23 protein-coding genes are annotated in these 25,243 nt (G+C 37.4%); 5 read left to right on the forward strand and 18 right to left on the reverse strand.

Annotation, left to right across the window (positions count from 1 at the left end; all coding sequences use genetic code 11):
• Positions 1 to 116 precede the first annotated feature (116 nt).
• Together argH and V7183_RS13955 are read right to left on the reverse strand one after the other, a co-directional pair.
• Positions 117 to 1,505, reverse strand: a complete 1,389-nt coding sequence (argH, locus tag V7183_RS13950; RefSeq protein WP_335359904.1) for an argininosuccinate lyase — start codon at positions 1,503 to 1,505, stop codon at positions 117 to 119.
• The gene (locus V7183_RS13955) at positions 1,502 to 2,707 is read right to left on the reverse strand and encodes an argininosuccinate synthase (RefSeq protein ID WP_335359905.1); all 1,206 of its coding nucleotides are present in this window, start codon (positions 2,705 to 2,707) and stop codon (positions 1,502 to 1,504) included. Before V7183_RS13955 ends, argH begins: the two co-directional genes overlap by 4 nt.
• A gap of 167 nt (positions 2,708 to 2,874) precedes the next feature.
• Here V7183_RS13955 and V7183_RS13960 point away from each other — a divergent pair, with 167 nt between their 5' ends.
• The gene (locus V7183_RS13960; RefSeq protein WP_097899558.1) at positions 2,875 to 3,192 is read left to right on the forward strand and encodes a radical SAM protein; all 318 of its coding nucleotides are present in this window, start codon (positions 2,875 to 2,877) and stop codon (positions 3,190 to 3,192) included.
• A 569-nt stretch (positions 3,193 to 3,761) separates the two neighbouring features.
• Positions 3,762 to 4,412: a YitT family protein gene (locus V7183_RS13965; protein ID WP_335359906.1), complete on the forward strand. Its 651-nt coding sequence runs from the start codon at positions 3,762 to 3,764 to the stop codon at positions 4,410 to 4,412.
• A 32-nt stretch (positions 4,413 to 4,444) separates the two neighbouring features.
• On the opposite strand, the gene V7183_RS13970 is transcribed toward V7183_RS13965, so the two are convergent.
• From V7183_RS13970 to V7183_RS13995, 6 genes are all read right to left on the reverse strand, one after another.
• The gene (locus V7183_RS13970) at positions 4,445 to 5,278 is read right to left on the reverse strand and encodes an EcsC family protein (RefSeq protein ID WP_335359907.1); all 834 of its coding nucleotides are present in this window, start codon (positions 5,276 to 5,278) and stop codon (positions 4,445 to 4,447) included.
• 241 nt (positions 5,279 to 5,519) lie between these two features.
• Positions 5,520 to 6,713, reverse strand: coding sequence for an acetate kinase (locus V7183_RS13975; RefSeq protein ID WP_335359908.1), 1,194 nt, complete (start codon positions 6,711 to 6,713; stop codon positions 5,520 to 5,522).
• A gap of 293 nt (positions 6,714 to 7,006) precedes the next feature.
• Positions 7,007 to 7,996: a class I SAM-dependent methyltransferase gene (locus V7183_RS13980; protein WP_141523142.1), complete on the reverse strand. Its 990-nt coding sequence runs from the start codon at positions 7,994 to 7,996 to the stop codon at positions 7,007 to 7,009.
• 332 nt (positions 7,997 to 8,328) lie between these two features.
• On the reverse strand, positions 8,329 to 8,829 hold the full coding sequence (tpx, locus tag V7183_RS13985) for a thiol peroxidase (RefSeq protein ID WP_335359909.1): 501 nt from the start codon (positions 8,827 to 8,829) through the stop codon (positions 8,329 to 8,331).
• Between the two features lie 135 nt (positions 8,830 to 8,964).
• Positions 8,965 to 9,360 (reverse strand): GerW family sporulation protein, encoded by a 396-nt coding sequence (gene ytfJ, locus V7183_RS13990; RefSeq protein ID WP_097899564.1) that lies wholly within the window; start codon positions 9,358 to 9,360, stop codon positions 8,965 to 8,967.
• Between the two features lie 11 nt (positions 9,361 to 9,371).
• Positions 9,372 to 10,010 carry a DUF2953 domain-containing protein gene (locus V7183_RS13995; protein WP_335359910.1) on the reverse strand — a complete coding sequence of 213 codons (639 nt, stop codon included), beginning with the start codon at positions 10,008 to 10,010 and terminating at the stop codon, positions 9,372 to 9,374.
• 188 nt (positions 10,011 to 10,198) lie between these two features.
• On the opposite strand from V7183_RS13995, the gene V7183_RS14000 reads away from it, so the two are divergent.
• Positions 10,199 to 11,002 carry an NAD kinase gene (locus V7183_RS14000; RefSeq protein ID WP_335359911.1) on the forward strand — a complete coding sequence of 268 codons (804 nt, stop codon included), beginning with the start codon at positions 10,199 to 10,201 and terminating at the stop codon, positions 11,000 to 11,002.
• Positions 11,003 to 11,152: 150 nt separating this feature from the next.
• On the opposite strand, the gene V7183_RS14005 is transcribed toward V7183_RS14000, so the two are convergent.
• The 8 genes from V7183_RS14005 to refZ form a co-directional block, all read right to left on the reverse strand.
• Positions 11,153 to 12,715 carry an amidohydrolase gene (locus V7183_RS14005; protein ID WP_335359912.1) on the reverse strand — a complete coding sequence of 521 codons (1,563 nt, stop codon included), beginning with the start codon at positions 12,713 to 12,715 and terminating at the stop codon, positions 11,153 to 11,155.
• A 75-nt stretch (positions 12,716 to 12,790) separates the two neighbouring features.
• Positions 12,791 to 13,219, reverse strand: a complete 429-nt coding sequence (locus V7183_RS14010; RefSeq protein WP_335359913.1) for a VOC family protein — start codon at positions 13,217 to 13,219, stop codon at positions 12,791 to 12,793.
• Positions 13,220 to 13,341: 122 nt separating this feature from the next.
• Positions 13,342 to 14,928: an acyl-CoA synthetase MbcS gene (mbcS, locus tag V7183_RS14015; RefSeq protein ID WP_097899569.1), complete on the reverse strand. Its 1,587-nt coding sequence runs from the start codon at positions 14,926 to 14,928 to the stop codon at positions 13,342 to 13,344.
• Between the two features lie 150 nt (positions 14,929 to 15,078).
• The gene (locus tag V7183_RS14020) at positions 15,079 to 15,276 is read right to left on the reverse strand and encodes an alpha/beta-type small acid-soluble spore protein (RefSeq protein WP_097899570.1); all 198 of its coding nucleotides are present in this window, start codon (positions 15,274 to 15,276) and stop codon (positions 15,079 to 15,081) included.
• A 100-nt stretch (positions 15,277 to 15,376) separates the two neighbouring features.
• Positions 15,377 to 16,588, reverse strand: a complete 1,212-nt coding sequence (thiI, locus tag V7183_RS14025) for a tRNA uracil 4-sulfurtransferase ThiI (RefSeq protein WP_335359914.1) — start codon at positions 16,586 to 16,588, stop codon at positions 15,377 to 15,379.
• A gap of 7 nt (positions 16,589 to 16,595) precedes the next feature.
• Positions 16,596 to 17,738, reverse strand: coding sequence for a cysteine desulfurase family protein (locus V7183_RS14030; RefSeq protein WP_097899572.1), 1,143 nt, complete (start codon positions 17,736 to 17,738; stop codon positions 16,596 to 16,598).
• Positions 17,739 to 17,946: 208 nt separating this feature from the next.
• Positions 17,947 to 19,656 (reverse strand): septation ring formation regulator EzrA, encoded by a 1,710-nt coding sequence (gene ezrA, locus V7183_RS14035; RefSeq protein ID WP_097899573.1) that lies wholly within the window; start codon positions 19,654 to 19,656, stop codon positions 17,947 to 17,949.
• A 283-nt stretch (positions 19,657 to 19,939) separates the two neighbouring features.
• A complete protein-coding gene (gene refZ / locus V7183_RS14040) occupies positions 19,940 to 20,578 on the reverse strand; it encodes a forespore capture DNA-binding protein RefZ (RefSeq protein ID WP_335359915.1) in 639 nt (212 codons plus the stop codon).
• Positions 20,579 to 20,727: 149 nt separating this feature from the next.
• Here refZ and V7183_RS14045 point away from each other — a divergent pair, with 149 nt between their 5' ends.
• Positions 20,728 to 21,207 (forward strand): GAF domain-containing protein, encoded by a 480-nt coding sequence (locus tag V7183_RS14045; protein WP_097899575.1) that lies wholly within the window; start codon positions 20,728 to 20,730, stop codon positions 21,205 to 21,207.
• 56 nt (positions 21,208 to 21,263) lie between these two features.
• On the opposite strand, the gene megL is transcribed toward V7183_RS14045, so the two are convergent.
• Positions 21,264 to 22,454 (reverse strand): methionine gamma-lyase, encoded by a 1,191-nt coding sequence (megL, locus tag V7183_RS14050; protein ID WP_097899576.1) that lies wholly within the window; start codon positions 22,452 to 22,454, stop codon positions 21,264 to 21,266.
• 354 nt (positions 22,455 to 22,808) lie between these two features.
• On the opposite strand from megL, the gene rpsD reads away from it, so the two are divergent.
• Positions 22,809 to 23,411, forward strand: a complete 603-nt coding sequence (gene rpsD, locus V7183_RS14055) for a 30S ribosomal protein S4 (protein ID WP_001970982.1) — start codon at positions 22,809 to 22,811, stop codon at positions 23,409 to 23,411.
• 553 nt (positions 23,412 to 23,964) lie between these two features.
• Here rpsD and adhP read toward each other — a convergent pair.
• Positions 23,965 to 25,008 (reverse strand): alcohol dehydrogenase AdhP, encoded by a 1,044-nt coding sequence (gene adhP / locus V7183_RS14060; protein ID WP_335359916.1) that lies wholly within the window; start codon positions 25,006 to 25,008, stop codon positions 23,965 to 23,967.
• Positions 25,009 to 25,243 lie beyond the last annotated feature (235 nt).

Here is a 25,243-nt window from a genome sequence, read left to right on the forward strand (position 1 = left end):
ATGGCCAGATGCTCTCTCCCACCGAAAAAGGGGGGGGTATGTCGGTTTTTTAATTGATGTATATATAAAAGAGGATACACGCTCCTTTTTGGAACATAGTATCCTCTCATAATCTTTTAGTTCTTTACCGTTTCTCCTACTAATGCCTTCGCTTTTTTGAGTGCTTTTTGAATTTGAACAAATCCTGTTCCCCCTGCACTATTACGGCGTTTCACCGCTGCATATGGTGAAAGAACTTCATACAAATCATCTTCAAATAATGGGCTCATTTCTTGATACGTTTTCAGCGGTACATCTAATAAATAGATTCCTTTTTGCGTGCAATGAAGAACGAGTTTCCCGACGATTTCATGAGCTTGACGGAACGGGAGTCCTTTGCTTGCTAAATAATCGGCAATTTCTGTTGCATTGGAGAAATCTTGTTTTACAGCTTGCCCCATTTTTTCTTTGTTGACAGTCATTGTTTCTAGCATACCTGCCATGATGTGCAGGCAGCCTTCTACAGTTTTGACCGTATCAAACATTCCTTCTTTGTCTTCTTGTAAGTCTTTATTATAGGCAAGCGGCAATCCTTTCATTACCGTTAATAAACTAAATAGATTGCCATATACTCTACCTATTTTACCACGAATCAGTTCGGCCATATCAGGATTTTTCTTTTGCGGCATAATGCTGCTTCCAGTTGCATATTTATCGCTCATTTCAATAAATTGGAACTCCTGACTACTCCATAGAATGAGCTCTTCACAAAAACGTGATAAATGCATCATTAACATGGATGAATTACTAAGAAACTCTAATATAAAATCGCGGTCACTTACCGCATCTAAACTATTTTCATAGATTCCTTCAAAACCAAGAAGCTCCGCGCTATATTCTCGGTCAATTGGAAATGTCGTCCCTGCGAGAGCTCCTGCTCCAAGCGGAGAAACATTAATGCGTTTCAGTGAATCTTCATAGCGATTTACATCGCGCTCTAACATCCAAAAGTATGCGAGTATATGATGAGCAAATGAAATTGGCTGTGCACGCTGCAAATGTGTATAGCCTGGCATAATCGTTTCAATATGCTCTTCCGCTTGATGAATGAGAACCTTCTGCAATTGTTTTGCAGACTTTATAATGTCTTGTACTTTCTCTTTTAAATATAAGTGCATATCTGTTGCGACTTGATCGTTACGGCTTCGGCCTGTATGAAGTTTACCGCCTACTTCACCGATTTTTTCAATTAACATCTTTTCGATATTTAAGTGAATATCCTCAGCTTCTATCGAGAAGTTAAGCTTATTTTCTTTCGCTTCTTTTAGTAAATATTGAAGGCCTTCTTTTATCTTCTCTGCTTCATCTTTTGTTACAATCCCTTGCTTGGCCAACATTGTAACATGTGCAATACTGCCTTCTATATCTTGATTCGCTAATTGTCTGTCAAAGGAGATGGAAGCTCCAAACTCCTCGACCCATTCTTCCGCTTCGGCTGTAAAGCGACCGCCCCAAAGTTTGCTCACGCTTCCACCTTCTTCTGATTCACTTGGCTATATACTTTTGTTGGAAGACCAAATAATGAAATAAAACCAACTGCTGCATCATGGTTAAATTCATCATCCACTGTATAAGTTGCCAATTTTTCATCGTATAGAGAGTATTCTGATTTACGTCCTTCTACAATCGCATGACCTTTAAATAATTTCACACGTACTGTACCTGTTACTGATTTTTGTGTTTCTTGTAAGAAAGCAGCAAGCGCTTGTTTTAAAGGTGAGAACCATAAACCGTTATAAATTAATTCCGTTAATTTTTGTTCAATGATCGGTTTAAAATGAGCTACTTCTTTCACAAGCGTTAAATCTTCGAGCTCTTTATGCGCTGTAAGTAATGTCATTGCCGCCGGACACTCATATACTTCACGCGATTTAATACCAACAAGGCGGTTCTCTACATGGTCGATACGTCCAACACCATGTTTTCCAGCAAGAGCGTTTAACGTTTTAATTAATTCTGACAGTGAATAAGCAGTGCCATTTAATGTTGTTGGTACACCCGCTTCAAATCCAATTTCTATAAATTCTGGTTTATTTGGTGTATCTTCTAGCGCTAACGTCATTTCATATGCCTCTTCTGGTGGTGCTGCCCATGGGTCTTCTAAAACTCCACATTCATTGCTGCGCCCCCATAAGTTTTGGTCGATTGAAAACGGGCTATCTAGATTGATTGGAATCGGTACATCGTTTTCTTTTGCATATGCAATTTCTTCTTCACGTGACCATTTCCATTCACGGACTGGGGCAATCACTTCTAAATATGGATTTAATGCTTGAATGGAAACTTCAAAACGAACTTGATCATTTCCTTTTCCCGTGCATCCATGCGCAACCGCACTAGCTCCTTCCTGCTCCGCAATTTCTACTAGTTTTTTCGCAATTAACGGACGAGATAAAGCAGAAACAAGTGGGTATTTCCCTTCGTATAACGTATGACCTTGCAGAGCCATCAATGCATATTCATTCGCAAATTCTTCTTGCACATCAATCATGTAAGACTTAACTGCACCTACTGAAAGTGCCTTTTCTTTGACAAACGCTAAATCTTTCCCTTCCCCTAAATCTAAACAAAGCGCGATAACATTATAATTTTTCTCCTGTAACCATTTAATTGCAACGGAAGTATCAAGACCTCCGGAATATGCTAACACAACTTTTTTCTTCTCCATTTTACATCCCCCTAAAGAATAAATATTCACTTTATCTTATAATAATTCAAACTTTACCACCTTTTACAAAATGAATCAAGGGATATTAGTAAAAATTTTTCAAACAATTTCGTCGAACTTCTTTCTTTTTTTCGATACAATGGAAACAAGAAAATGGAGGGATGTCCATGAAAGAGTATTTTATATATGATGCACATCTAGGAATCGACGTACCGCACTTGCAAGAAGAATGGGAAGACATCCCTGAAAAAGTGCAGCACGCTATTTTATTAAAATGGGAACAAATTCGCGGGAAAATACCTGATCGTATAAAAGAACTTGAATATCATATTAATGAAAAACAACATCGCTTAAATAACGAAGAAAACTTCGACATTTCCTGTAGACTCAATTCTGAAATTGCCGACCTCGCCTCCATCATTAATGACCTATGGCTTTGGTATCGCCTTACTCAAAATGTATCTGAAGGGAAAACACATCGATAAAACTAGCAACACCATTTTTATAAACCGACAAACTCTGCAGATTTTCTCCGGTTATTGTCGGTTTCCATACACATACATTTTTAGAAAGTATGATATAATAGTATAAAATCTTTACACGAAAGGATTTTGATATCATGATCGCTCGAAGGAGCATGTGGCATCGAATTGATGAATCTTACACGTAGCGTATTTTTGAGCTCAGATGCTTTAGTCTAGCGAAAAAAATACGAGAGTGGGGAAATTATGATTGCCCGAAGGATAATTTGGCAACGAAAAGACTCTTCTTACACATAGCGTTTTGTTTAGGTCTCATTGTTACTTGCTAAACAAAACAAAGAAAGAAGAGAGCAGGATTGCTAAATGACAAATCCTACTCCAAGTTTTGTTTAGTCGTTTTTAGACTTAAACTAAAACGAAAGTAGGGAGAATTGATGGACGAGAGGATTATTCGTTATTTCTTCAACGACATATAGCGTAGTTAGTTTCATGTAGACTAACTGAAGGCTATACAGCTCGTAGTTAGTTTACAAAAGGAAGAGAACTACTAACTACGGAAAGAAGGAATAACGATGAGGAACATCCAAAGTCGACAAATTATTAAAGAAATTTTTATGCTTTTAATCGGTTCATTTATTTTAGCAGCAGCGCTATATCACATTCACTTCCAAAACCACTTAACAGAAGGTGGCTTTGTAGGAATTGCACTATTTATCCAAAACTTTTTTGATATTTCACCGTCGATTTCGACTGTATTAATGGATATTCCCATCATTTTACTATGCGCTACATTTTTAGGTAAAAAGATGGTTGGCTATTCATTTGTGGGTTCGATTTCATTTGGGGTATTTTATTCTTTAATGGAAAACTATTCTCCATTTACGATAGACTTATCAAATCATTTATGGATCGCTGCAGTATTAGGCGGTGCGCTAGCTGGTATTGGACTCGGTTTTATATTACGATTTGGCGGTTCAACCGGTGGAGACGATATTTTAACAATTGTATTAAGTAAACGAACTCGCTTTACAATTGGGCAAATTTTCTTCGTCTTTGACGCGATTGTTCTTGCGCTTTCATTATATTATTTAACTTGGACAGAAATTGCGTTTACTATTCTTTCAATTGCCGTTCAGGCAAAAACGTTGGATTTAATTTACTATCCAAAAACAGAAAAGAAAACAATCTCGATTCCAATGTCCAAAAAACATGCAACAAATTAAAAAAGCGAAAGGCTTCGGCCTCTCGCTTTTTTTCACGCTCGTTTTTCTTTTTCTAATATGTAACGTACTTGATAAAATCTGTTCGCAAATTCTGTCACACTTCTTGTTAAACGATAGTTCACGGTAGAACCGATTGCAATCCCTAATACAGGGACACCTTGAAATAGTTTACGGCGAAGTGCATAAATCGAAAAAGTCTTCAAAATTTGTTTTAATACAACTTCTATAGAAGCTGGTTTTAACACTTCTTCTTCCCCTTCATAAAAGAACGAATCTTCTTGTTCTAGTTCCTGAAGTAGGTTATACCAAGCATATTGCTGGAGCCTTGCTGGTAATAATGACGCATGGAATACTTTTAAAGCAAGCATCATTTCGTAAGGCTTGTTTACATCATGGCCAAACGATGTCGCAATGAGCTGAACTGCTTTCACATTTAATGCAATCATGACAGGAAAATCGGCAGTTAATAATAACAAGCCACCGACTCCGGTTGCTCCTCCCTGTGCCAAAGAATACAAGCGATGACGTGCTGTCTGTTGTTCTGCTATGTATGTTAATTGATCAATGGATAATAATTTTACATCCTCTAGCTGCTCTATGGATTCATCAAACAATCTTGCTGTTCCTAAAATACGATTGCGCGCATCCAGCTGCGATTGTGAACTTTGGATAAATGCATGAAGATGGAAAAGCCATTCATCTGCTTTCTTAAAAAAGTCTTTTCGTTTTTTCTGCGGTAATTTTGCTACCATGACATGTATCCATTTATCAAACAGCTTTTGAAAATCCGTTGCGTCTTGTTCTAACAATTGTCCTTCCCAATCTTTTATATTTTGTAAAATGGCTTGTTCTCGCTTCGATCGCATCGTAACAACCACCTCGCTCAATTTTTTTCTATTGTAACACATTCCTGCCTTTTCTTTACAAATCTGCTAAGCTAAACATATATTTATTCAGTACATGGAGGAATACATGCATATGCAAAATGGATTCCAATTGTAACATTTCTTCATCAAGAGAAAATGTTGTATCCAAGCGGACTAATGGAATTTCTTACAGCAAAAATAAAAGACGGAATCCTATAGGATCCCGTCTTTTTTACATATATTAACCAATGTTTCCAAGACGAACTACGTCACGAGCAATCATAACTTCTTCGTCAGTTGGAATTACGATAATTTTTACTGGAGAATGTGGGAAGTTGATGAATGCTTCTTCGCCACGAATGTTGTTACGTTTTGCATCGAAGTATACACCCATAAACTCAAGGCCTTCTAATACACGTTCACGAATTAGAGCACTGTTTTCTCCAATACCAGCCGTAAAGATGATTGCGTCTACACCTTTCATACGAGCTGCATAAGAACCGATATATTTATGAATACGTCCTACGAATACATCTAGCGCTACTTCTGCACGGTGGTTTCCTTCTTCTTCCGCTTGTTCAATGTCACGTAAGTCACTAGAGAATCCAGAAAGACCTAGCATACCGCTTTTCTTGTTTAATACGTTCAGAACTTCTTCTACAGATTGTCCTGTTTTTTCCATGATGTATGGAATTAACGCAGGGTCAATGTTACCAGAACGTGTACCCATTGTTACACCAGCAAGTGGAGTGAAGCCCATAGAAGTATCGATAGATTTTCCGCCTTCTACAGCAGCGATACTTGCACCGTTACCTAAGTGGCAAGAAAGTAAACGTAAACTTTCAAGTGGACGACCTAATAATTCAGCTGCACGCTGTGTTACATATTTATGAGAAGTTCCGTGGAAACCGTATTTACGAACGCCGTATTTCTCATAGTATTCATATGGTAAGCTGTATAAGAAAGATTCTTCTGGCATTGTTTGATGGAATGCTGTATCGAATACTGCAACTGCTGGTACGTTCGGAAGTACTGCTTGGAACGCTTTAATACCAACAACGTGTGCTGGATTATGAAGTGGTGCTAATTCGCTTAAATGTTCAATTTCTGCTAATACTTCGTCAGTAATTACAGCAGAATCATCAAATTTTTCACCGCCGTGTACAACACGGTGACCGATACCGCTAATCTCATCAAGAGATTTCAAAATTCCATTTGCAGTTAATTTGTTAAGTAACATATTAACTGCCACTCCATGATCTGGAATACTTGTTACTTCTGTTTGTTTTTCACCGTTCACAGTAATTGTGAAGATACTATCTTCTAAACCAATACGTTCTACTAAACCTTTTGTTAATACTTTCTCACTTGGCATTTCAAATAATTGAAACTTTAAGGAAGAACTTCCTGCATTAATCGCGATGATTTTTGACATCTAGTCTTTCGCCCCTTTTTCTCTTGGTTGTTGTGTAAATGAGACCTCAAACCGCTCGATTTTATCTGATTATATTTACCAGATATGAAAACGTTTCACTCTCAGTAAATTTTATACTCACGAGTTTAATTTAAACATCGTCCGACATATATTTCAAGTGAAAAAATTGTAACAACAAGAAAAAAAATATATTACAGATTTCAAAAAAATTCAGTTAAATCTTGTATATAATAAAAGTTAAACGACATGGTATAAACACTGTATTATATCAACTGGTATCTCTGTTATATATTCTATGACTTATGAGTTACAAACCAACTATTCAATTGATCCATTATATTCTCCATCGCCTTCATGTTGGAAAATTTAGGCAAATCCACTAATAACGCCTGTTTTGGCATTGTTACATTTGGACCTTTCTTTTGGAGAACAAATATACTTTTTGCATTTTTCTCGTTTTTAAACATGGAAACAGGAAGCTGTAATAGTCCTTGAATAAAACTCGTTTCTTTAATAAAAGCATGAAGTTTTGGTGCTTGATCACTTTCAAACATGAAGTTTGGTACTAAGAAGAATAAATATCCTCCTTCTTTCGTATGCTTCACACTTTGTTCAATAAATAAGTGATGTGCATAAGACATTCCTTCATCTGCTTTTAGCGTGTATTCACTTGCCCCTATTTCGTTTGGATATAACCCTACTGGCAAATCACAAACAACCGCGTCTACTGGGTCAATATAAAGCGGAGCTATTCCATCTTGATTGAAAAGCTCAATCGCTTGCTTTTGTAAATTCGCATTCACTAACGCCAGTTTAATAAGCAAATCATCAACTTCTACACCGAATCCACTTATTGTTGTTCCTTCTTGCACGCCATTAAAGATTGTTGTCATTAAATTTCCTGTTCCAATTGCAGGATCTAAAACAGTGATTTCTTTTTGACCCTTCATAAATTTATGGAACAAGTAACTCATAAACATCCCTACTGCATCGGGTGTCATTTCATGATTCGCTTGTACGCCTTCTTTCATTCCTTTTAAAATGGCAAGCTGAAATGCCTTGCGAATTTCTTCACTTTTATATGTTTCTTCCTTAAATTTACTGTATTCACGATTCAACCGTTCAATTGTTGATTCAGATAATTCTTCTTGTAAAATCGCTCCTTCAAACACGTTATCTCCTGTTTCTACAAGCGCTTCTAAATATGTTACATCCAATTCTTTACGTAAAATTACGGTAGAAGAATCAAAAATAGAAAATAATGTTTCTACTGTCTGACTCACAAACATTCCTCCTTCTGTCAATTACACATAACTTATATCATACCATAAAGTGAAACTTTAATCAGTGGGGAGGCTTCTTCTCCCCACTGATTATTAGCCCCCACCAATCGGGCATTTACGAGTAGTTTATCTCCCAACTAGCTTCTTTGTGCTACTGCACCTTAAGATAGGAGATTTACTGCCCGTTAATGCGGGGTAATCTGATTTTTTCCCAAAAGAAAAAGCGACCTCTTTTTTAGAGCCCCCTTCTCAGATTACAGATTATATCAACGATTTGACCATATACAATATATCTTATACGAAAAAACGACCTCTATAAGAGGTCGTCTTCATTACTTCGCAGCTTTTGTTGCTTCTAATGCTGCTTCATAGTTTGGATGGCTTGTACCTTCGCTTACGTATTCTACGTAAACTACTTTGTCATTGCTATCTACTACGAATACAGCACGAGCAAGTAAACGAAGTTCTTTCATTACTACGCCGTAAGCTTCACCGAATGAAAGGTCACGGTGGTCAGAAAGTGTTGCTACATTTTCTAAGCCGTTTGCCGCACACCAGCGCTTTTGAGCGAATGGTAGATCGGCACTGATTGTTAATACTTTTGTGTTTTCAATACCAGCTGCATCTTGGTTAAAACGACGAGTTTGTGCGTCACATACACCTGTGTCGATAGATGGTACAACGCTAATTAATTTTACTTCACCTTTGTATGTTTCTAAACTTACCGGAGATAAGTCGTTTGCTAACACTTGGAAGTTTGGCGCTTGATCGCCAACTTTAACTTCTGTTCCAACTAAAGTCATTGGATTACCTTTAAAAGTTACGTTTGCCACTTGAAAATCCTCCCTTATTTTAAACAAAATATGTACACTGTAAATGATAGTTTGTCCCTATGCAGAATGCAAACAAAATCACTTCATTTACAAAAAAATAAAAAAGCTAATCAATCGATTAGCTTCTTTTCACTGCTAGATTTCAAACTCTGGTTCATCGCCTTTTCGCTTCTCCATCATTTTCTTCACTTTATCGACAGCTTGCGGTGCTAATTCAATGATTTTATCAATCACATGCGTTTGGTTATCTAAATGTAAAACTTTCACACCAGATCCATTTATAACAAGAAAGGCAACAGGGGTAATCGAAACACCTCCGCCGCTACCTCCTCCAAATGGATGACGGCCAGAACTTTCTACTTTTCCAAATTCACTCCCGCCAGCCGCAAAGCCAAAGCTCACCTTAGAAACCGTAAGAATGACACTTCCGTCAGCTGCTTTAATCGGGTCACCAATGATTGTATTTACATCAGTCATTTGTTTCAAATGCTGCATCGCAGTTGTCATTAAACCTTGAATTGGATGGTCCATTCTATATCCCCCTATGTTTGAACAGATTTTTCTGTAATGCCAGATCTTTGCTTTCTCATAAACATGAGTAACTTCACTCCGGCTTTTATAGCACGATATACGCGAAAGGAAGCTGTTAATTCACATCTTGATGCGAATCCCTTCCCTTGGAAAACAGGTGTAATTTCGAACTTTGGTATATCAACAATATGCATATATTGTCCCACGATCCCAGCAGCCATTCCTTTTGTCCCCCATGCATATCCGGTGACAATTCCAGTACTAGCTGCGTCGCCTGTTCCAATTTGCGAATACCATTTCCAACTATTGATTTTCACTTTTTTAAGAAAATCTTTAAGGATAGTATGGATCTCTTGGAGCATTTTTATCAGTTCCCCGATGCTATCAAGTTGTGCCATAATCTTATTTTCTATGCCGCCATCTCTTTCTGCCTTTTCGATTTTTTGCCCGGTCTTTCTTTGTTGTTTTTCAATTCTTTCTAAAATATCAAACGTATACCGAATCATCCATATTTTCACTTGAAATAAACATTGCTTCTCCATTTCCGAATATAAAAACGTCACTTTGAGCGATATCTTCGACAATAATATAAGCAAGATGAAAAGGAGAAGAATCCCCATTCCGATTACAAGCCACTTCATTCCTACCATCCTTTCACTCCACATCCATTATCGACAGATTCAAGCAGGATTAAACAATTCAGAATGAAATTGAATATATAAACTTTTCTAAAAATAAAGAGGGATTTTGACATTTTATATCGAAATATACTATTTGAACATATCATCAGAATCTCTTTCTGATGAAGCACAATTTGACTGCAATGGAGGGATACACAATGGCAGATCGTCGTAATTTATTTTTCTTTTATGGTGATGACAAAGCAGCACTTGTCGAAAAAATGAAGCCAATATATCGTATTTTAGAGGGAAATGGATTTACCGTATTAGATCATCCAAAAAATGCAAATGCTATCGTCAGTATCGGGGATGATGGAACCTTCTTACAAGCCGTTCATAAAACAGGCTTTAGGGAAGATTGTTTATATGCAGGTGTTTCTACGAAAGATGAAATTTCTTTCTACTGTGATTTCCATATTGACCATGTCGATACAGCCCTTCAAGAAATTACAAAAAACGAAATTGAAGTACGAAAATACCCAACAATTCAAATAGATGTTGATCAAGATACATCTTTTTATTGCTTAAATGAGTTTTCTTTACGCTCTAGCATCATTAAAACATTTGTAGTAGATGTATACGTTGATGATTTACATTTCGAAACCTTTAGAGGAGACGGCTTAGTCATCTCTACACCGACAGGAAGTACAGCTTATAATAAGTCATTGCACGGAGCAGTTGTCGACCCATTAATTCCATGCTTCCAAATAAGCGAACTTGCTTCTTTAAATAACAACACATACCGTACACTCGGATCACCATTTATCTTAAACCATGAACGTACATTAACTTTAAAACTGATTCCGGACGGTAACGATTATCCAGTTATGGGAATGGATAACGAAGCGCTTAGTATTAAACAAGTTGAAAAAGCTATCGTACGTTTAAGTGATAAGCAAATTAAAACCGTAAAATTAAAAAACAATTCGTTCTGGGAAAAAGTACAGAGAACGTTTTTATAAACGAAAAAACGAGTGTCAAAGGATTCCCTGACACTCGTTTTTTCGTTTATTACAGAACCGTCGATATCCTGTAGTATTCTTCTAAACTTCTTGTTCCGCTAGTGTATCCACCCGTTCAATTTATATCAACTGACACTTTCACGGCACTCTTTATTTTTCATACACAATTTGACCGTCTATTATAGTTGCGGCAACTTGAATATCCTTTATTTCTTCTGCTGCAACCGCAAATATGTCACGGTCTATGATAATGAAATCCGCTTCATATCCTTTCACAATTTTACCACGTTTGTTTTCTTTTCCAATCGCATAAGCACTTCCAGTCGTAAATAAGGAGACGGCTTCAAATACGGATAAGCTCTCTTCTGATATATAACATGTTCCATCAATAAAACTTCTCCGCGTTACTGCACTATAAATTCCTAAGAATGGATTTGCCTGTTCAATTGGTGCATCTGATCCACCCGAGCAATGCAATCCTGCACCAAGTAATGTTTTCCAAGCGTACGCATAACGAAGACGATGCTCTCCTAACTTTTCAATGACTGATGGAAAATCAGATGAGACAAACACAGGCTGAATATCAATAATAGCTGGTAGATACTTCATTCGCTCAATTAATTCTTCACGAGCAAGCTGACAATGAATAATACGGTCCCGTAACCCTTCTGTTGGTGGATATAGTTCAAGCGCATCAATGACATATTCAAGCGATAAATCACCGATTGTATGAATTGCAACTGGCATATGCAAGTTACGAGCTTTTTTCACTAGCTCCGCAAGCTCTTCACGAGAAAAAATTGCCACGCCATTTGTTTCCTTTGCATCTTCATATGGTTCACTTAATAGTGCTGTTCTTCCACCAAAAGAGCCGTCAGAAAAAATCTTCATTGCTCCAAATTCAATATAGTGTTCATCCTCATATTCTTTTTGCTCATCAGCTACTTCATGATGAACGAGTAAATGTGCTTTAAAAGGCATTTCTTTTATAACATGAGAAAACGCATTGTACGTTTTTTGAAAGCCACCGTAATAATTTAAGTCTTCCGTATGCCCGCCTACTAGTCCGTATTTCCAACAGTCTAAAATAGCTGTCTCGAGCGCTCTTTGTAAATATGCTTCATCTATTTTAGGCTGAACATGTTTAATTAATTCTTGTCCTTGTTCATATAAAAGCCCTGTTAATTCACCTGATGAATCACGCCCTATTTTTCCACCTTTCGGGTCCTTTGTTTCAACTTGTATATTCGATTTTTCAAGTATGTAAGAATTCACCCATGTAACGTGGCGACAAACACGCTTTAATAAAATAGGATGATCTTTAGAAATTGCATCTAAATCACGTACATGAACATGCTTTGTATCCGTAAAATTATTTTCATTCCATCCTTCTCCGATAATCCATGAACCTGTTGAAGCTTCTTCTACTCGCTCCTTAACAAGGATAAGCACTTCCTTATAAGATGTGCAATTTGATAAATCTAATCGAAGCAATCTCTCACCATGCCCAATAAGGTGCATATGGCTATCAACAAGCCCTGGAATCATCGTTCTTCCTTTTAAATCATATAACTTCTCAAATGAATATCGATTTTCTAACTCTTTTTTATTTCCTATATCGACAATGATGCCATTTTCAACATAAATAGCTTCGGCTATTTCATTTTCTTCTTTCATCGTATAAATTGTTCCGCCATACCAAATGTCTCCCATATGTTCATCCCCCTTTTTCTTTTATTCTATTAAAAAAAGCACCATTAAAAAACATGGTGCTTTTCTCAACATTCATTACGCTTCTGGAGAATAAGTTGTAATTTGCCATTCAATATTAAATTTATCTTTTACTTGTCCATACGCTGGACTCCAAAAAGTTTCTTGAAGTGGCATTAAAACTTCGCCACCTTCTTTCAATTTTTCAAATACTTCTTTCGACTTTTCTGCATCGCTCGTTCTAATTGCTATCGTTACTTGAAAGCCAATTTCATGCGCTTTACCTGGGAATGTATCAGAAATCATAAGGTCTGTATCCCCTACTTTTAAATGAGCATGTAAAATGCGGCTTTTCACTTCTTCAGGGATCAGAAATTCCGGGTTTTCAGGCATCTCGCCAAATGTTTGAATGACTTCAATCTTTGCATCTAACGCCTCTTCATAAAACTTTACCGCTTCTTGTCCATTACCATCCAAAACTAAATACGGGTTAATACCTAAAATCATACAGGCACCTCTTTTTTAAGTTTTTTATTATTTATTACACATAAAAACAGAACTAACGTTCTGTTTTTATGATATCATATGTGCCAGATTTCATTCAACTATTTACTTCTTTATTTTCTCAATTATTTTGAAGGAAGTTCCATCTCTTGTTTTCTAAGTTCAACGCGTCTAATTTTTCCGGAAATTGTTTTCGGTAATTCGTCTACAAATTCAATCTTGCGAGGATATTTATATGGTGCAGTTAGTTTTTTGACATGTTCTTGGAGTAAAGGTATCAATGCGTCTGATTTTTCTTGGACATTGTCTCTTAATACGATAAATGCTTTCACGACACTTCCGCGAATTTCATCTGGACTTGCAACTACGGCGCACTCTCTTACATAGGGATGTTTCACAAGTGCATCTTCCACTTCAAACGGCCCAATTGTATAACCAGAGCTAATAATAATATCATCTCCGCGGCCCTCAAACCAAAAATAACCGTCCTCATCCTTTTTCGCTTTATCACCTGTAATATAATAATCACCGCGGAATTGCATCGCTGTCCGCTCATCATCTTTATAATATTGCTTAAAGAGCGCTGGTGTATCAATATGGACGGCAATATCTCCGACTTCTCCTACAGATACAGGTTTCCCCTCTTCATTTACAATATCTACTTGATTACCTGGCGTTGGTTTTCCCATTGATCCTGGTCTAATCTCCATTCCTTTCATAACACCAACGAGCAATGTATTTTCCGTTTGACCGTATCCATCTCTGACTGTAACATTAAAATATTTTTGGAACGTTTCAATCACCTCTCGGTTTAGCGGTTCTCCTGCTGATACAGCGCTATGTAACGCTTCTAAATTATACTGCTGTAAGTCCTCTACCTTTGCCATTAAACGATATTCCGTTGGCGTACAGCAAAGCACATTCACTTTGTTATCATCTAATAATTGCAAATATGTTTTCGGATCGAATTTACCGTGATATACAAATCCTGTTGCTCCTGAGCCGAGCGTCGCTAAAAACGGGCTCCAAATCCATTTTTGCCACCCTGGACTAGCCGTTGCCCATACTACATCATTCTCCTCTATTCCAAGCCAATTTGGAGCACTTGTACGCAAATGTGCATATGCCCAAGCATGCGTATGAACAGCCCCCTTTGGATTTCCTGTCGTCCCTGATGTATAGGATAAAAATACCATATCTTCCCGGTCTGTCTTGGCGATTTCTAATTCATCACTTTCTGTTTCTAATGCGTCCTTTAAATTGATCCACCCATCTACTGACTGCTCGCTCAATACGAATTTTTGAAGGGAGTCCATCATCTCTACCCCTTCAAATTGTTCGATATACGGTTCATAACTGACAATTGCCTTTACTTCTCCATGCTGCAAACGATATTCAATATCTTTTTTACGAAGCATTTCTGAACTTGGAATGACTACAAATCCTGCTTTAATTGCCGCAATATACGTCATATACGCTTCAATTAAGCGCGGCATCATAATGAGAAGCTTGTCCCCTCTTTGCAGGCCACTCTTTATAAAAGCGTTTCCAATTTTATTCGCACCTTTTATTAGTTCAAGGTATGTAACCTCTCTTCTATTTCCTTCGTCATCCTGCCAAATTAAAGCAAGTCTCTGCTTCTCATTTGTATATTTCTCTATCTCCGCAACTAAATTATAAGACGGTGGTGCTAACAATTCTTCTCTATTCATAAACATCCTCCTTTATATCTATGTCTCCCTTCTATAATAAAGAATTTTCAGTAAATTTTGAACCCTCTTTTTTGACAAATTTTTTATCGATGCGTTAAATATAAAAAAGGAGCGGGAAAACCCGCTCCTTCTAAGCCATGTTATATGGGATTATTTTTGGAAACCGCCTAATTGTTGTTCTGCTAAAGAAACTAGACGTTTAGTGATTTCGCCACCAACAGATCCGTTAGCGCGAGATGTTGCATCTGCTCCAAGTTGAACACCGAACTCTTGAGCGATTTCGTATTTCATTTGGTCTAATGCTGCTTGAGCACCAGACACTGCTAATTTGTTTGTGCTTCTTGCCATATGGTATCACCTCCTTGTGAGTATAGAGTGTGATAAACCATATGACTTCATACATATCTATTGATGGTAATTTATGGTTTCAAAGGGTGTTCAAGCACTTTTAGAAAAGATCTTCCAATTGTTCTTCTTCAGCCACTTCTACTGTTTGTAATACCATTTTTTCTGTATTGGCAACAGCGGATTCAATAAGCGGTGTAAAATCATATTTTGATTCAAAGCGATTTGCTTTTTCACGCTTTGGTTTTGTCGCTGGACTTGCTGGTGTGAATACTGTACAGCAGTCTTCATACGGACGAATCGAAATATCATATGTTCCAATTTCATTTGCAATTTTAATAATTTCTAGTTTATCCATCGTAATAAGCGGACGAATCACTGGATAGTTTGTTACTTCATTAATCGTATGCATACTGTCTAGCGTTTGGCTTGCTACTTGTCCAAGACTTTCACCCGTTGTTATCGCAAGTGCATTACGCTCCTCTGCAATACGTTCTGTAATACGCATCATCATACGGCGCATAACTGTCATAGAATAACTAGATGGAATTTCCTTATTAATTGTTTTTTGCACTTCAGTAAACGGAACAAGGTGAAGCGTTACACGTTTACAATACTTTGTTAACTCTTGTGCTAAATCAATTACCTTTTGTTTTGCGCGCTCACTTGTGAATGGCGGACTATGGAAGTGAACTGCCTCCACTGATACACCGCGCTTCATTGTTAAGAAAGCAGCTACTGGGCTATCGATTCCACCAGAAAGAAGTACCATTACTTTTCCGCCAACACCAACTGGTAATCCGCCAGCTCCCATACGCTCATCACACATAATATAGCTATAACCACTGCGAATTTCTACACGAACATTTACATCTGGATTATGCACATCTACTGTGATGTCTTCTGTATTTTCTAAAATATATCCGCCAATCTCCGGAAGTAATTCCATCGTACGCATTGGGAAGTGCTTATAAGAACGGTGTACTGTAATTTTAAATGTTTTTACATCGCCTTTTACTTGTAATAAAGCAGCTAACGCACCCTTTTTAATATCTTCTAATTCTGTCGGTACTTTCATCGCTAAGTTAAATTTATGAATACCGAATACATCTTTCAATCTTTCTGCAATCGCCTCATGATCTTCGCCATTTAACTGAATGTACATACGGTCGTGTGTCGCATCAATTTTGATATTTGGGAATTTCTTTAATTTAAATTTAACGTTATCTTTTAACGTATTAACAAACTTAGAACGGTTCTTTCCTTTTGTCGTCATTTCACCATAACGAACTAAAATATATTCATATGTCATCATATTTTCTTTACCTCATCACTTCATATAGTTTTGGCAATGTTTCTTTTATAATTCCTTCGAATTGTGTGACTTCTTCCATCGTGTTCTCTGGTGCTAAACTAATGCGAATTGCACTTGCTGCTGCAGCATGCGGCACTCCCATTGATACTAACACACGACTCACTTCATTCGCTTTTGAGGAACAAGCTGATTTTGTTGATACATATACATCACGTTCTTCTAGAGCATGAACTACTACTTCTGGTTTTAAACCAACGAATGACACATTTAAAATATGTGGCGCCGCATATTGAAGCGATGTATTAATTGTTACATCTTCCATTCCCTCAAAGAAACGTACGAGTTCTGCTTGTAACTTCTGTAAATGATCAATCTTTTCTCCCATATGTTCCATTGTCATACGCAGTGCTTTTACCATCGCTACAATACCTGGTAGATTTTCTGTACCCGAACGATAACGAAGCTCCTGCTGACCGCCCGATAAAATCGGATCTAATCTTACACCATCACGTACATATAGAAGCCCAGTTCCCTTTACACTATGAAATTTATGTCCAGATATCGAACAAAGATCAATATGAGAAGCATATAGATCAAGTGGTACTTTTCCAATTCCTTGCACATGATCTACATGGAATCGTATTTTTGGATAGTTCGCTAGCAACTTACCAATTTCGGCAACAGGTTGAATCGCCCCTGTTTCATTATTCACATGGATAATTGAAACAAGAATGGTATCCTCACGAAGTGCTCGTTTTACATCTTGCACTGATACAACACCATGTTCATTTACAGGTAAATATGTTACATCAAAGCCGAGCCCTTCTAATTGTTTATATGCTTCAAACACAGATGCGTGTTCAATATTTGTTGTAATGATATGTTTACCACGAGAGCGATTCTTCATCGCTATTCCTTTAATCGCAAGGTTATTTCCTTCTGTTCCACCCGACGTGAAAATAATCTCGGAAGGCTTAACGTGAAGGAGTTGCGCTGCAATCGTTCTTGATTGTGTTAATAAACGCTCTGCTTCTCCTCCAAGCGAATGAATAGAAGAAGGGTTCCCAAAATATTTTCCTGCAACCGTTACGTAAGATTGAAGGACTTCTGGATATGGTTTCGTCGTCGCACTATTATCAAAATAGATCATCGTTCTTCCCCTTTCAGCGCTGTCACATCACATAATCATATCACAAATACGTGCAATTACGCTAAACATACTCAAAGGTTCCGTTTTCACATGCAGAAGTATACTTTTGTATTTTGAAACGAAAACCTTTGCGATATTCCGCTATTCATTATAGCAACATCACCAGTGAATTTACACATTCCGACATAAAAAAACAAACCCTTTTTTATTAAAGGGTTTGTTCGTTATCCACAAATTCAGCGATTTTTTGAACAACACCAGGCTCAAGTTGTTCCAAAACAGAAGCTGCTTGTTCTAAAGCTGCATCGTATTCGTATTCACGGAATAATCGCTCTGCATAATCTAAACTTTGTGCAAGGTCAGCATCATGACTGCGGTAGCGATTGCCGTATTGAATTAATTTTTCTACTAAATACGCTTGTCCAATTAATTCTTGCGTCATTTCAGATACACCATTCACAATTGTATATGCTTCTTCTAACATACTATTTACAACATGCATATTGAGTGGTTTTAATTCTAATTGCTCATACACACCGTGCATTGCCTCTTGTCCTTTTTGTAAATCTTCCATAATGCTATCTGGAAGACCTGGCAAGTTAGACTTTTGCATAAAACGTTTTGCTTCTAAAATCATGTTGCGCATTTCTTGTAGTTTCTCACGTGCTTCAAATTCTTCCTTACGCATCGTTTGCAACATCTCTTTGTATTCTGCATGAAGTACTTTTAACGTTTCACATTGCTCGTAAATCTCTTCCAGTTCCTCACGGATAACAGAGAATGCAATATCTTGCTCCGCAACACGCAATTGCAGCACTTCAAAACGTTTCATTAAAATGTGCATTTGTTTTTCAATTAACTTTTGCGATTCGATGTCTTTGTCTTGCAATTGATAACTTTGTTTCACAAATTGTGTTTCCGCTTTTGTCTCAATTGCCTGTTCACGAATCTCCTCTAAATCATCGTACACAGTAACTGTTTTTTGTTCTACATAATATCTTGCGTGTACTTCTTTTTCTAATTGATCGTACAACGTGTCTAAACGTGTTTTTAAACCTTCAATTTTATCTGTCGCTTCCGTTATATGAAGCTCTTGTAAATCAATCAAACATGTTTGTAGTTGTTTCGTCATATCTCGTACTTCTTTAGGGATTTCCAAATGATTTAATACATAGCCTTGTTTATTCATGTCGTCATGACCTTGTAATAAATCTTCCAACTGTACCGGTAACGTAGCCTGACACTCTACTAATAAGTCAGGAATTTCATGAATGATGATTTCTAAATTCGATAATCCGTCTTCTAAACTAATAACAATTTCTCTTGCTTTTAAATAATCGCCATTAGCTGTTGCTTCTTCAAACTTTTGAAATTTATCGGATTCTACATCTAGCAACTCTTCAATTTTCTGTTCTGCTTCACCATACATATGACGGTGGGCAAGTACACTCTTCTTCATACTACGATATGTATCACGTAACCCGTCGATTTCCGAACTATTTTTCTCATGACTTTCTAACAATTGCTGTAATTCGTTTAAAATCTCTGTAATACGATTATCAGCTTCATCTAAGCCACTAATGGATTCATTCATCGCATGCTTTGCTTTTCGGAAGGAAAATTGCGAGGCTGATTTCCGCGCGCTCTCTAAATCTTTCTCGGCTTTTGGGAGAACCGTTGCTACAATCTCATCCCATTCTTCACGCCATTTCCCAAACAATTCTTCTGTTTGGCCCGTCATATTTAAATCCTTCACCCGTTTCAATTCATCTGCAACAGGCTTGTCTTTTATTTCTTGTTTCCACTGCTCAAGTGCTTCAATATCTTTATATGAACGATTTCTTATCACGAGCTCTATCATAAGCAGCACTAGAATAGAGCTTACTACAATGATAACGATCGTCAGGATAGAATCCATGCAAAAAAGCCTCCTAATTATATCTCTTTTTTTGTCCGTTCCGTTTATGAAATGGAAGGCGTTATGTATAGAAAGGGAAACCCCTATATTTAACAACTAACAATGTACTAATCATACCATGTAATGGCTTGTTTTTGACCTAGTTTTTTTTAAAATTTCATGTTTCTTTTTTTGCACTTGTAATATTTCTAACTCTTCATTTTCATGCTCCGCCGTATTTTCACATCACTAGAGGAAATCCATGCGTAAAACACCCCACCTCAGCTAATTAGGTGGGGGCATATTACATATGAACTGCTCTTGGCAAAGGATAATACATTTGTGTTACACATAACGTTTGTTCCATCCATTGCTCAACTTCTTTCGTGTACATTTCCAAAAAGAATGTCTCAGACGGAAAAGAATGCAACACTTCAGATATATACTGCGGATATAAATACGGCATATGAATCATGCCTTTTAATTGCGTCATAAACATTGTAAAAGATACCTTTTGAAACTCCTGCCGCATTTGTCCCTCCCTAATAATTTGCTCTATATAATATCTTTCTTTAGAAAAATAAACAGTCATCACTTCTCGAATTAACGTTGTATCTAACGAAAGCTCCCGATAAAAGAAACGCGTCAGTTCTCGGTTTTCAAATTGATATCGTAAAATCCCTCTTATAATTTGCCTCATTACTTCTTTTACCGACAAATACTCTCTTTGTTCAAACGACATTTCAATTACATGAATATACCCTTCTAAGAAATCTGTAATAAGCTGTTCTAATAAACCTTGCTTTCCAGCAAAATAATATGAAATATTAGCCACATTCACATCCGCCCGTTTTGCAATGTCACGTACTGACGTCCCATCATACCCTTTCGTATAAAACAATGAAATTGCCGCATCAATTATTCTTTGTTTCGTCTGCTTCATGCGCTCACTTCCTCTCACTCTGAACAGCTATAGTGTAAATTTCTTGACTTTTAAGACAAATTCCTTTAATTTTCTATCGACAAAGTCACGTGAAATACAGCGTATTTTGCTATGATTTTACATTTCTCGATAGAAAGGGTGGCGTTTCCATGTTTACAAAAGAAAGTTATGCAGGATCACGTGAAGAACAATATGAAACAGTAATCAAACAACTTGATGCATTGTTAACAGGTGAATCAAATGTAGTCGCGAATTTAGCAAATGCCTCTGCACTACTAAACCAATTTCTAGAGCGCATTAACTGGGTTGGTTTTTATGCAACGGAAGAAAATCAACTTGTCCTCGGACCGTTCCAAGGAATGCCTGCGTGCGTTCGTATTCCATTTGGGCGCGGTGTTTGCGGCGTAGCAGCCGAAACAAAAACAACGCAGCTCGTGGCAGATGTTCATCAATTCCCAGGACATATCGCTTGTGATAGTGCCTCTAATTCTGAAATCGTTGTACCGATTATAAAAGAGGGCAATGTTATCGGCGTACTCGATATTGATAGTCCCGAAAAAAATCGTTTCGATGAAGTAGATCAGCACTATTTGGAGAAATTTGTGGAAACGCTCCTCAAACATATGTAATACAAAAGAATGAGTTATCGATCAAGTGTAACTACTAAATCGATAGCTCATTCTTTTTATTTGTTATTCACATGAGAAAATGCAGCTGTTCTTTTTTGTAATGCCTGCGTTAAATCAGAAACAATATCCTCCCATGATTCTAAACCAACGGATAAACGGATTAAGTTATCAAAAATGCCCATCTTATGACGAATCTCTGCTGGAATAACAGCATGTGTCATCGTTGCAGGATGCTGTACCAATGTTTCCGTATCACCAAGGCTTACTGCGATTGTAATAAACTGCAATTCATTCATAAACGCCTGTGCTTCCTCTTTCCCCCCTTTAATGGAGAACGAAATTACCCCTCCGCCGCGCTTCATTTGCCGAGATGCGATTTCTCCTTCTGGATACCAAACTGCTTCCACACTTTCATGATTTTTCAAAAAGGCCACGACTTTTTCAGCATTATCACAATGCCGATCCATTCTTACGGCTAATGTCTTTAATCCCCTTAGCAATAGCCATGCATCAAAAGGTGCCATAATTCCCCCAATATCTTTTCGAATCGGACGAATTTTCTCAGCTAACTCTTTCGTTCTACAAACTGTAACACCTGCAACAACATCCCCATGACCACCAATATACTTTGTAGCACTATGGAGAACCGCATCACAACCAAGTCCAAGAGGAGTTTGTAAATAAGGTGAGCAAAATGTATTATCGACAATGACAAGCAATTCATTTTGTTTTGCCACTTTGATAACTTTCTCTAAATCGATAAGCTTCATTGTTGGATTAATCGGTGTTTCAATAAAAATCAACTTTGTGTTTGGAAGGATTTTCTCTTGAATCGCTTCCTCTGTTTCCATATCACATAATGAATGCGTAATCATAAATTTTTCTTCTAACACTTCTAAAAAGCCATACGTGCATCCATATAATCCATTTGAACAAATAATATGATCTCCAGCACGCAAACATGCAAGCAATGTCGCTGAAATAGACGCCATTCCTGAACCGAATGCCAGTGCCGATTCTCCTCCTTCTAAAGCTGCCATTCGTTCTTCAAATAATTCCACAGTTGGATTTCCAAGTCTTGAATAGATATAAGACGGATCTTGCCCAGCAAAACTCGCCTCCCCTTGCTCAGCTGTTTCAAATGTATAAGTAGAAGTTTGGAATAATGGTGGCGTTAAGCTTCCTTTATGTACCTTAGACTCATATCCATGATGAATCAGTACCGTCTCCATATGTTTGTTTTTCATAAAAAACATCCCCCTTATGTTCCCACTTTATGTAAACGTTTTCTATTTGTTCCTACATTTTTCTTTTATGATGTTTCAAATTCCTTCTTGTAATTTCCAAAAGTTTATATGCATGAATCAAAAAAGAACTCACTTGACGAAATTCCAGCAAAAAGATATAATAGCGTTTGTGTAAAATAAAAAGGCAGCCTTGTAATGTGAGTTTATCGTTTGTATTTTGTTCCTCCATTTTGAGGTGTATCTCGTAACTCCCTGCTGCTGGAGCGAAGGTACATGAAAACAAAATGCGCATAAATGTCGATTACGTCTGTTTTTATTTTACGAAAATAAAAACACTTAAAGGAGGAGTCAACTATGGCTCGTTATACAGGTCCAGCTTGGAAACTGTCTCGTCGTCTTGGAATCTCTCTAAGCGGCACAGGTAAAGAATTAGAAAAACGCCCTTACGCACCAGGTCCTCACGGTCCGAACCAACGTAAGAAACTTTCAGAATACGGTTTACAATTACAAGAGAAACAAAAACTTCGTCACATGTACGGCATGACTGAGCGTCAATTCCGTCGCACATTTGACCAAGCAGGTAAAATGCCAGGTAAACACGGCGAAAACTTCATGATCCTTCTTGAAGCTCGTCTTGACAACCTAGTTTACCGCATGGGCTTAGCTCGCACTCGTCGCGCAGCTCGCCAATTAGTAAACCACGGCCACATCATGGTAGATGGCGCTCGCGTAGACATCCCATCTTACCGCGTAAAACCTGGTCAAACTATCAGCGTTCGCGAAAAATCTAACAACCTTGTTGTTGTTAAAGAAGCGATCGAAGTTAACAACTTCGTACCAGAATACTTAACTTTCGATGCTGATAAATTAGAAGCTACTTACACTCGTCACGCTGAGCGTTCTGAGTTAGCAGCTGAAATCAACGAAGCGTTAATCGTAGAGTTCTACTCTCGTTAATCTCGGTACTCTGCAAAGAGTAGTATTAAAAGCCTTAGGAACCTTATTTATCAAGGGGCCTGGGCTTTTTTTATTTATCATTAACAATGCAAAATAACACATAAAAAAGAATGTACCTGAGGCTAGTTTGGGCAAAATATTATAAGGCTGGCATGTGTATAAGAATGAGTAAGTATAAACAAATTACTTAGCTTCTTTTAAGTTGTTTCTTTGTTGAGATTACTTTCATTACATATCCATCCCGAATGATTTGTTCTTTCTTCATCTGATTCATCTACTTGCTTCTATAGCTAATTGATTAAGTGCAGCCGGAGAACTATACCGATACAACTCTTATTTTTGATGCATATTCATAAAAAGCACGTTATCCTTTCTCATTAACATAAGAGAATGGTAACGTGCTTTTAACTTTAGGAATAGCCTAAATGCTTAAGTTGATGGATGTGGGATCCCCACCCCATACTCAAGAAGCTACCTAAACCATTGTATATTCAAGTTGCTCTTTGCAACCTTTTTATTATTTACTAAGAGAATCGTACTAACGATGGATAAATTATTTACACCCGCAATTACACTTGTGCTGTTTAAAATCGATTACCATTCGACCTTGAATCTTACCTTGTTCCATTTCTTCGAATACATCTTGTACTTCATCTAGTGGGCAAGTTTGAACAACCGGAACTACTTTGCCTTCTGCACCGAACATAAATGCCTCTTCTAGGTCCTTACGAGTACCAACTAGAGAACCAACTACTTCAATTCCGTCTAGTACAAGTCGTGGAATGTTTAAGTCCATAGTTTCTACTGGTAAACCTACCGCAACTACTTTACCGCAAGCACGTACTGCATCAACTGCTGAGTTGAAGGCTACTTTAGAAACCGCTGTTACTACAGCAGCATAAGCGCCGCCAAACGCCTCTTGAATAATCTGATCAGCAGGACCTTGAGTAATTGGATTGATAATCATATCAGCACCAACCTCTTTAGCTAATGCTAATTTGTCGTCATTGATATCTACTGCAATTACCTTTGCACCAAATACATTCTTAGCATATTGGATCGCTAGGTTACCTAATCCACCACAACCGTAGATTACAATAGGTTGACCAGGCTTAATATCTGATACTTTAATAGCTTTGTATGTAGTTACACCTGCACATGTGATTGATGATGCTTGAGCAAGATCTAATCCTTCTGGTACTTTTACCGCATAATCAGCAGTAACGATACATTGTTCAGCCATGCCGCCATCTACTGTATAACCAGCATTTTTAACTTCACGGCAGAATGTTTCTCTACCAGTTACGCAATACTCACAACGTCCACAAGATTGGAACATCCATGCGATACTTACACGGTCACCAATCTTAAGTGAAGTAACATCATCAGCAATTTTAGTAACAATACCTACACCCTCGTGACCAAGGATGCGGCCATCTGTGTTACCAAAATCATGATTTGCAACGTGTAAGTCAGTATGGCAAACTCCACAATACTCTACATCTACTAATGCTTCGCCTGAGCGTAACGGACGTAATTCTTTTTCAATAACTTCGATGTTTGCTTTGCTGTTTTTCTTAACCACTACTGCTTTCATATGTGATTTCCCCTTTAGTGTTTTAGAATTTTAATAAGTTAATCTTTACCAGTTAACCATAACACAGAATTTTGAAAAAATATCGTGAAGTATTGAACAAATTTTGAACTGTTATATAAAGCGTTTTCGATGCCTTTAAAGAAAAAAATTCCCTAGTAAATACGAAAAGAATTAAAAAAATAACTTCTGCAGAAGGAAATTTACTTGAACCATACTGGGAATCTTATGTAGAAAT

It is taken from the genome of Bacillus sp. JJ1127 (assembly GCF_036965845.1).
In the GTDB taxonomy this organism is placed as follows: Bacteria; Bacillota; Bacilli; order Bacillales; family Bacillaceae_G; genus Bacillus_A.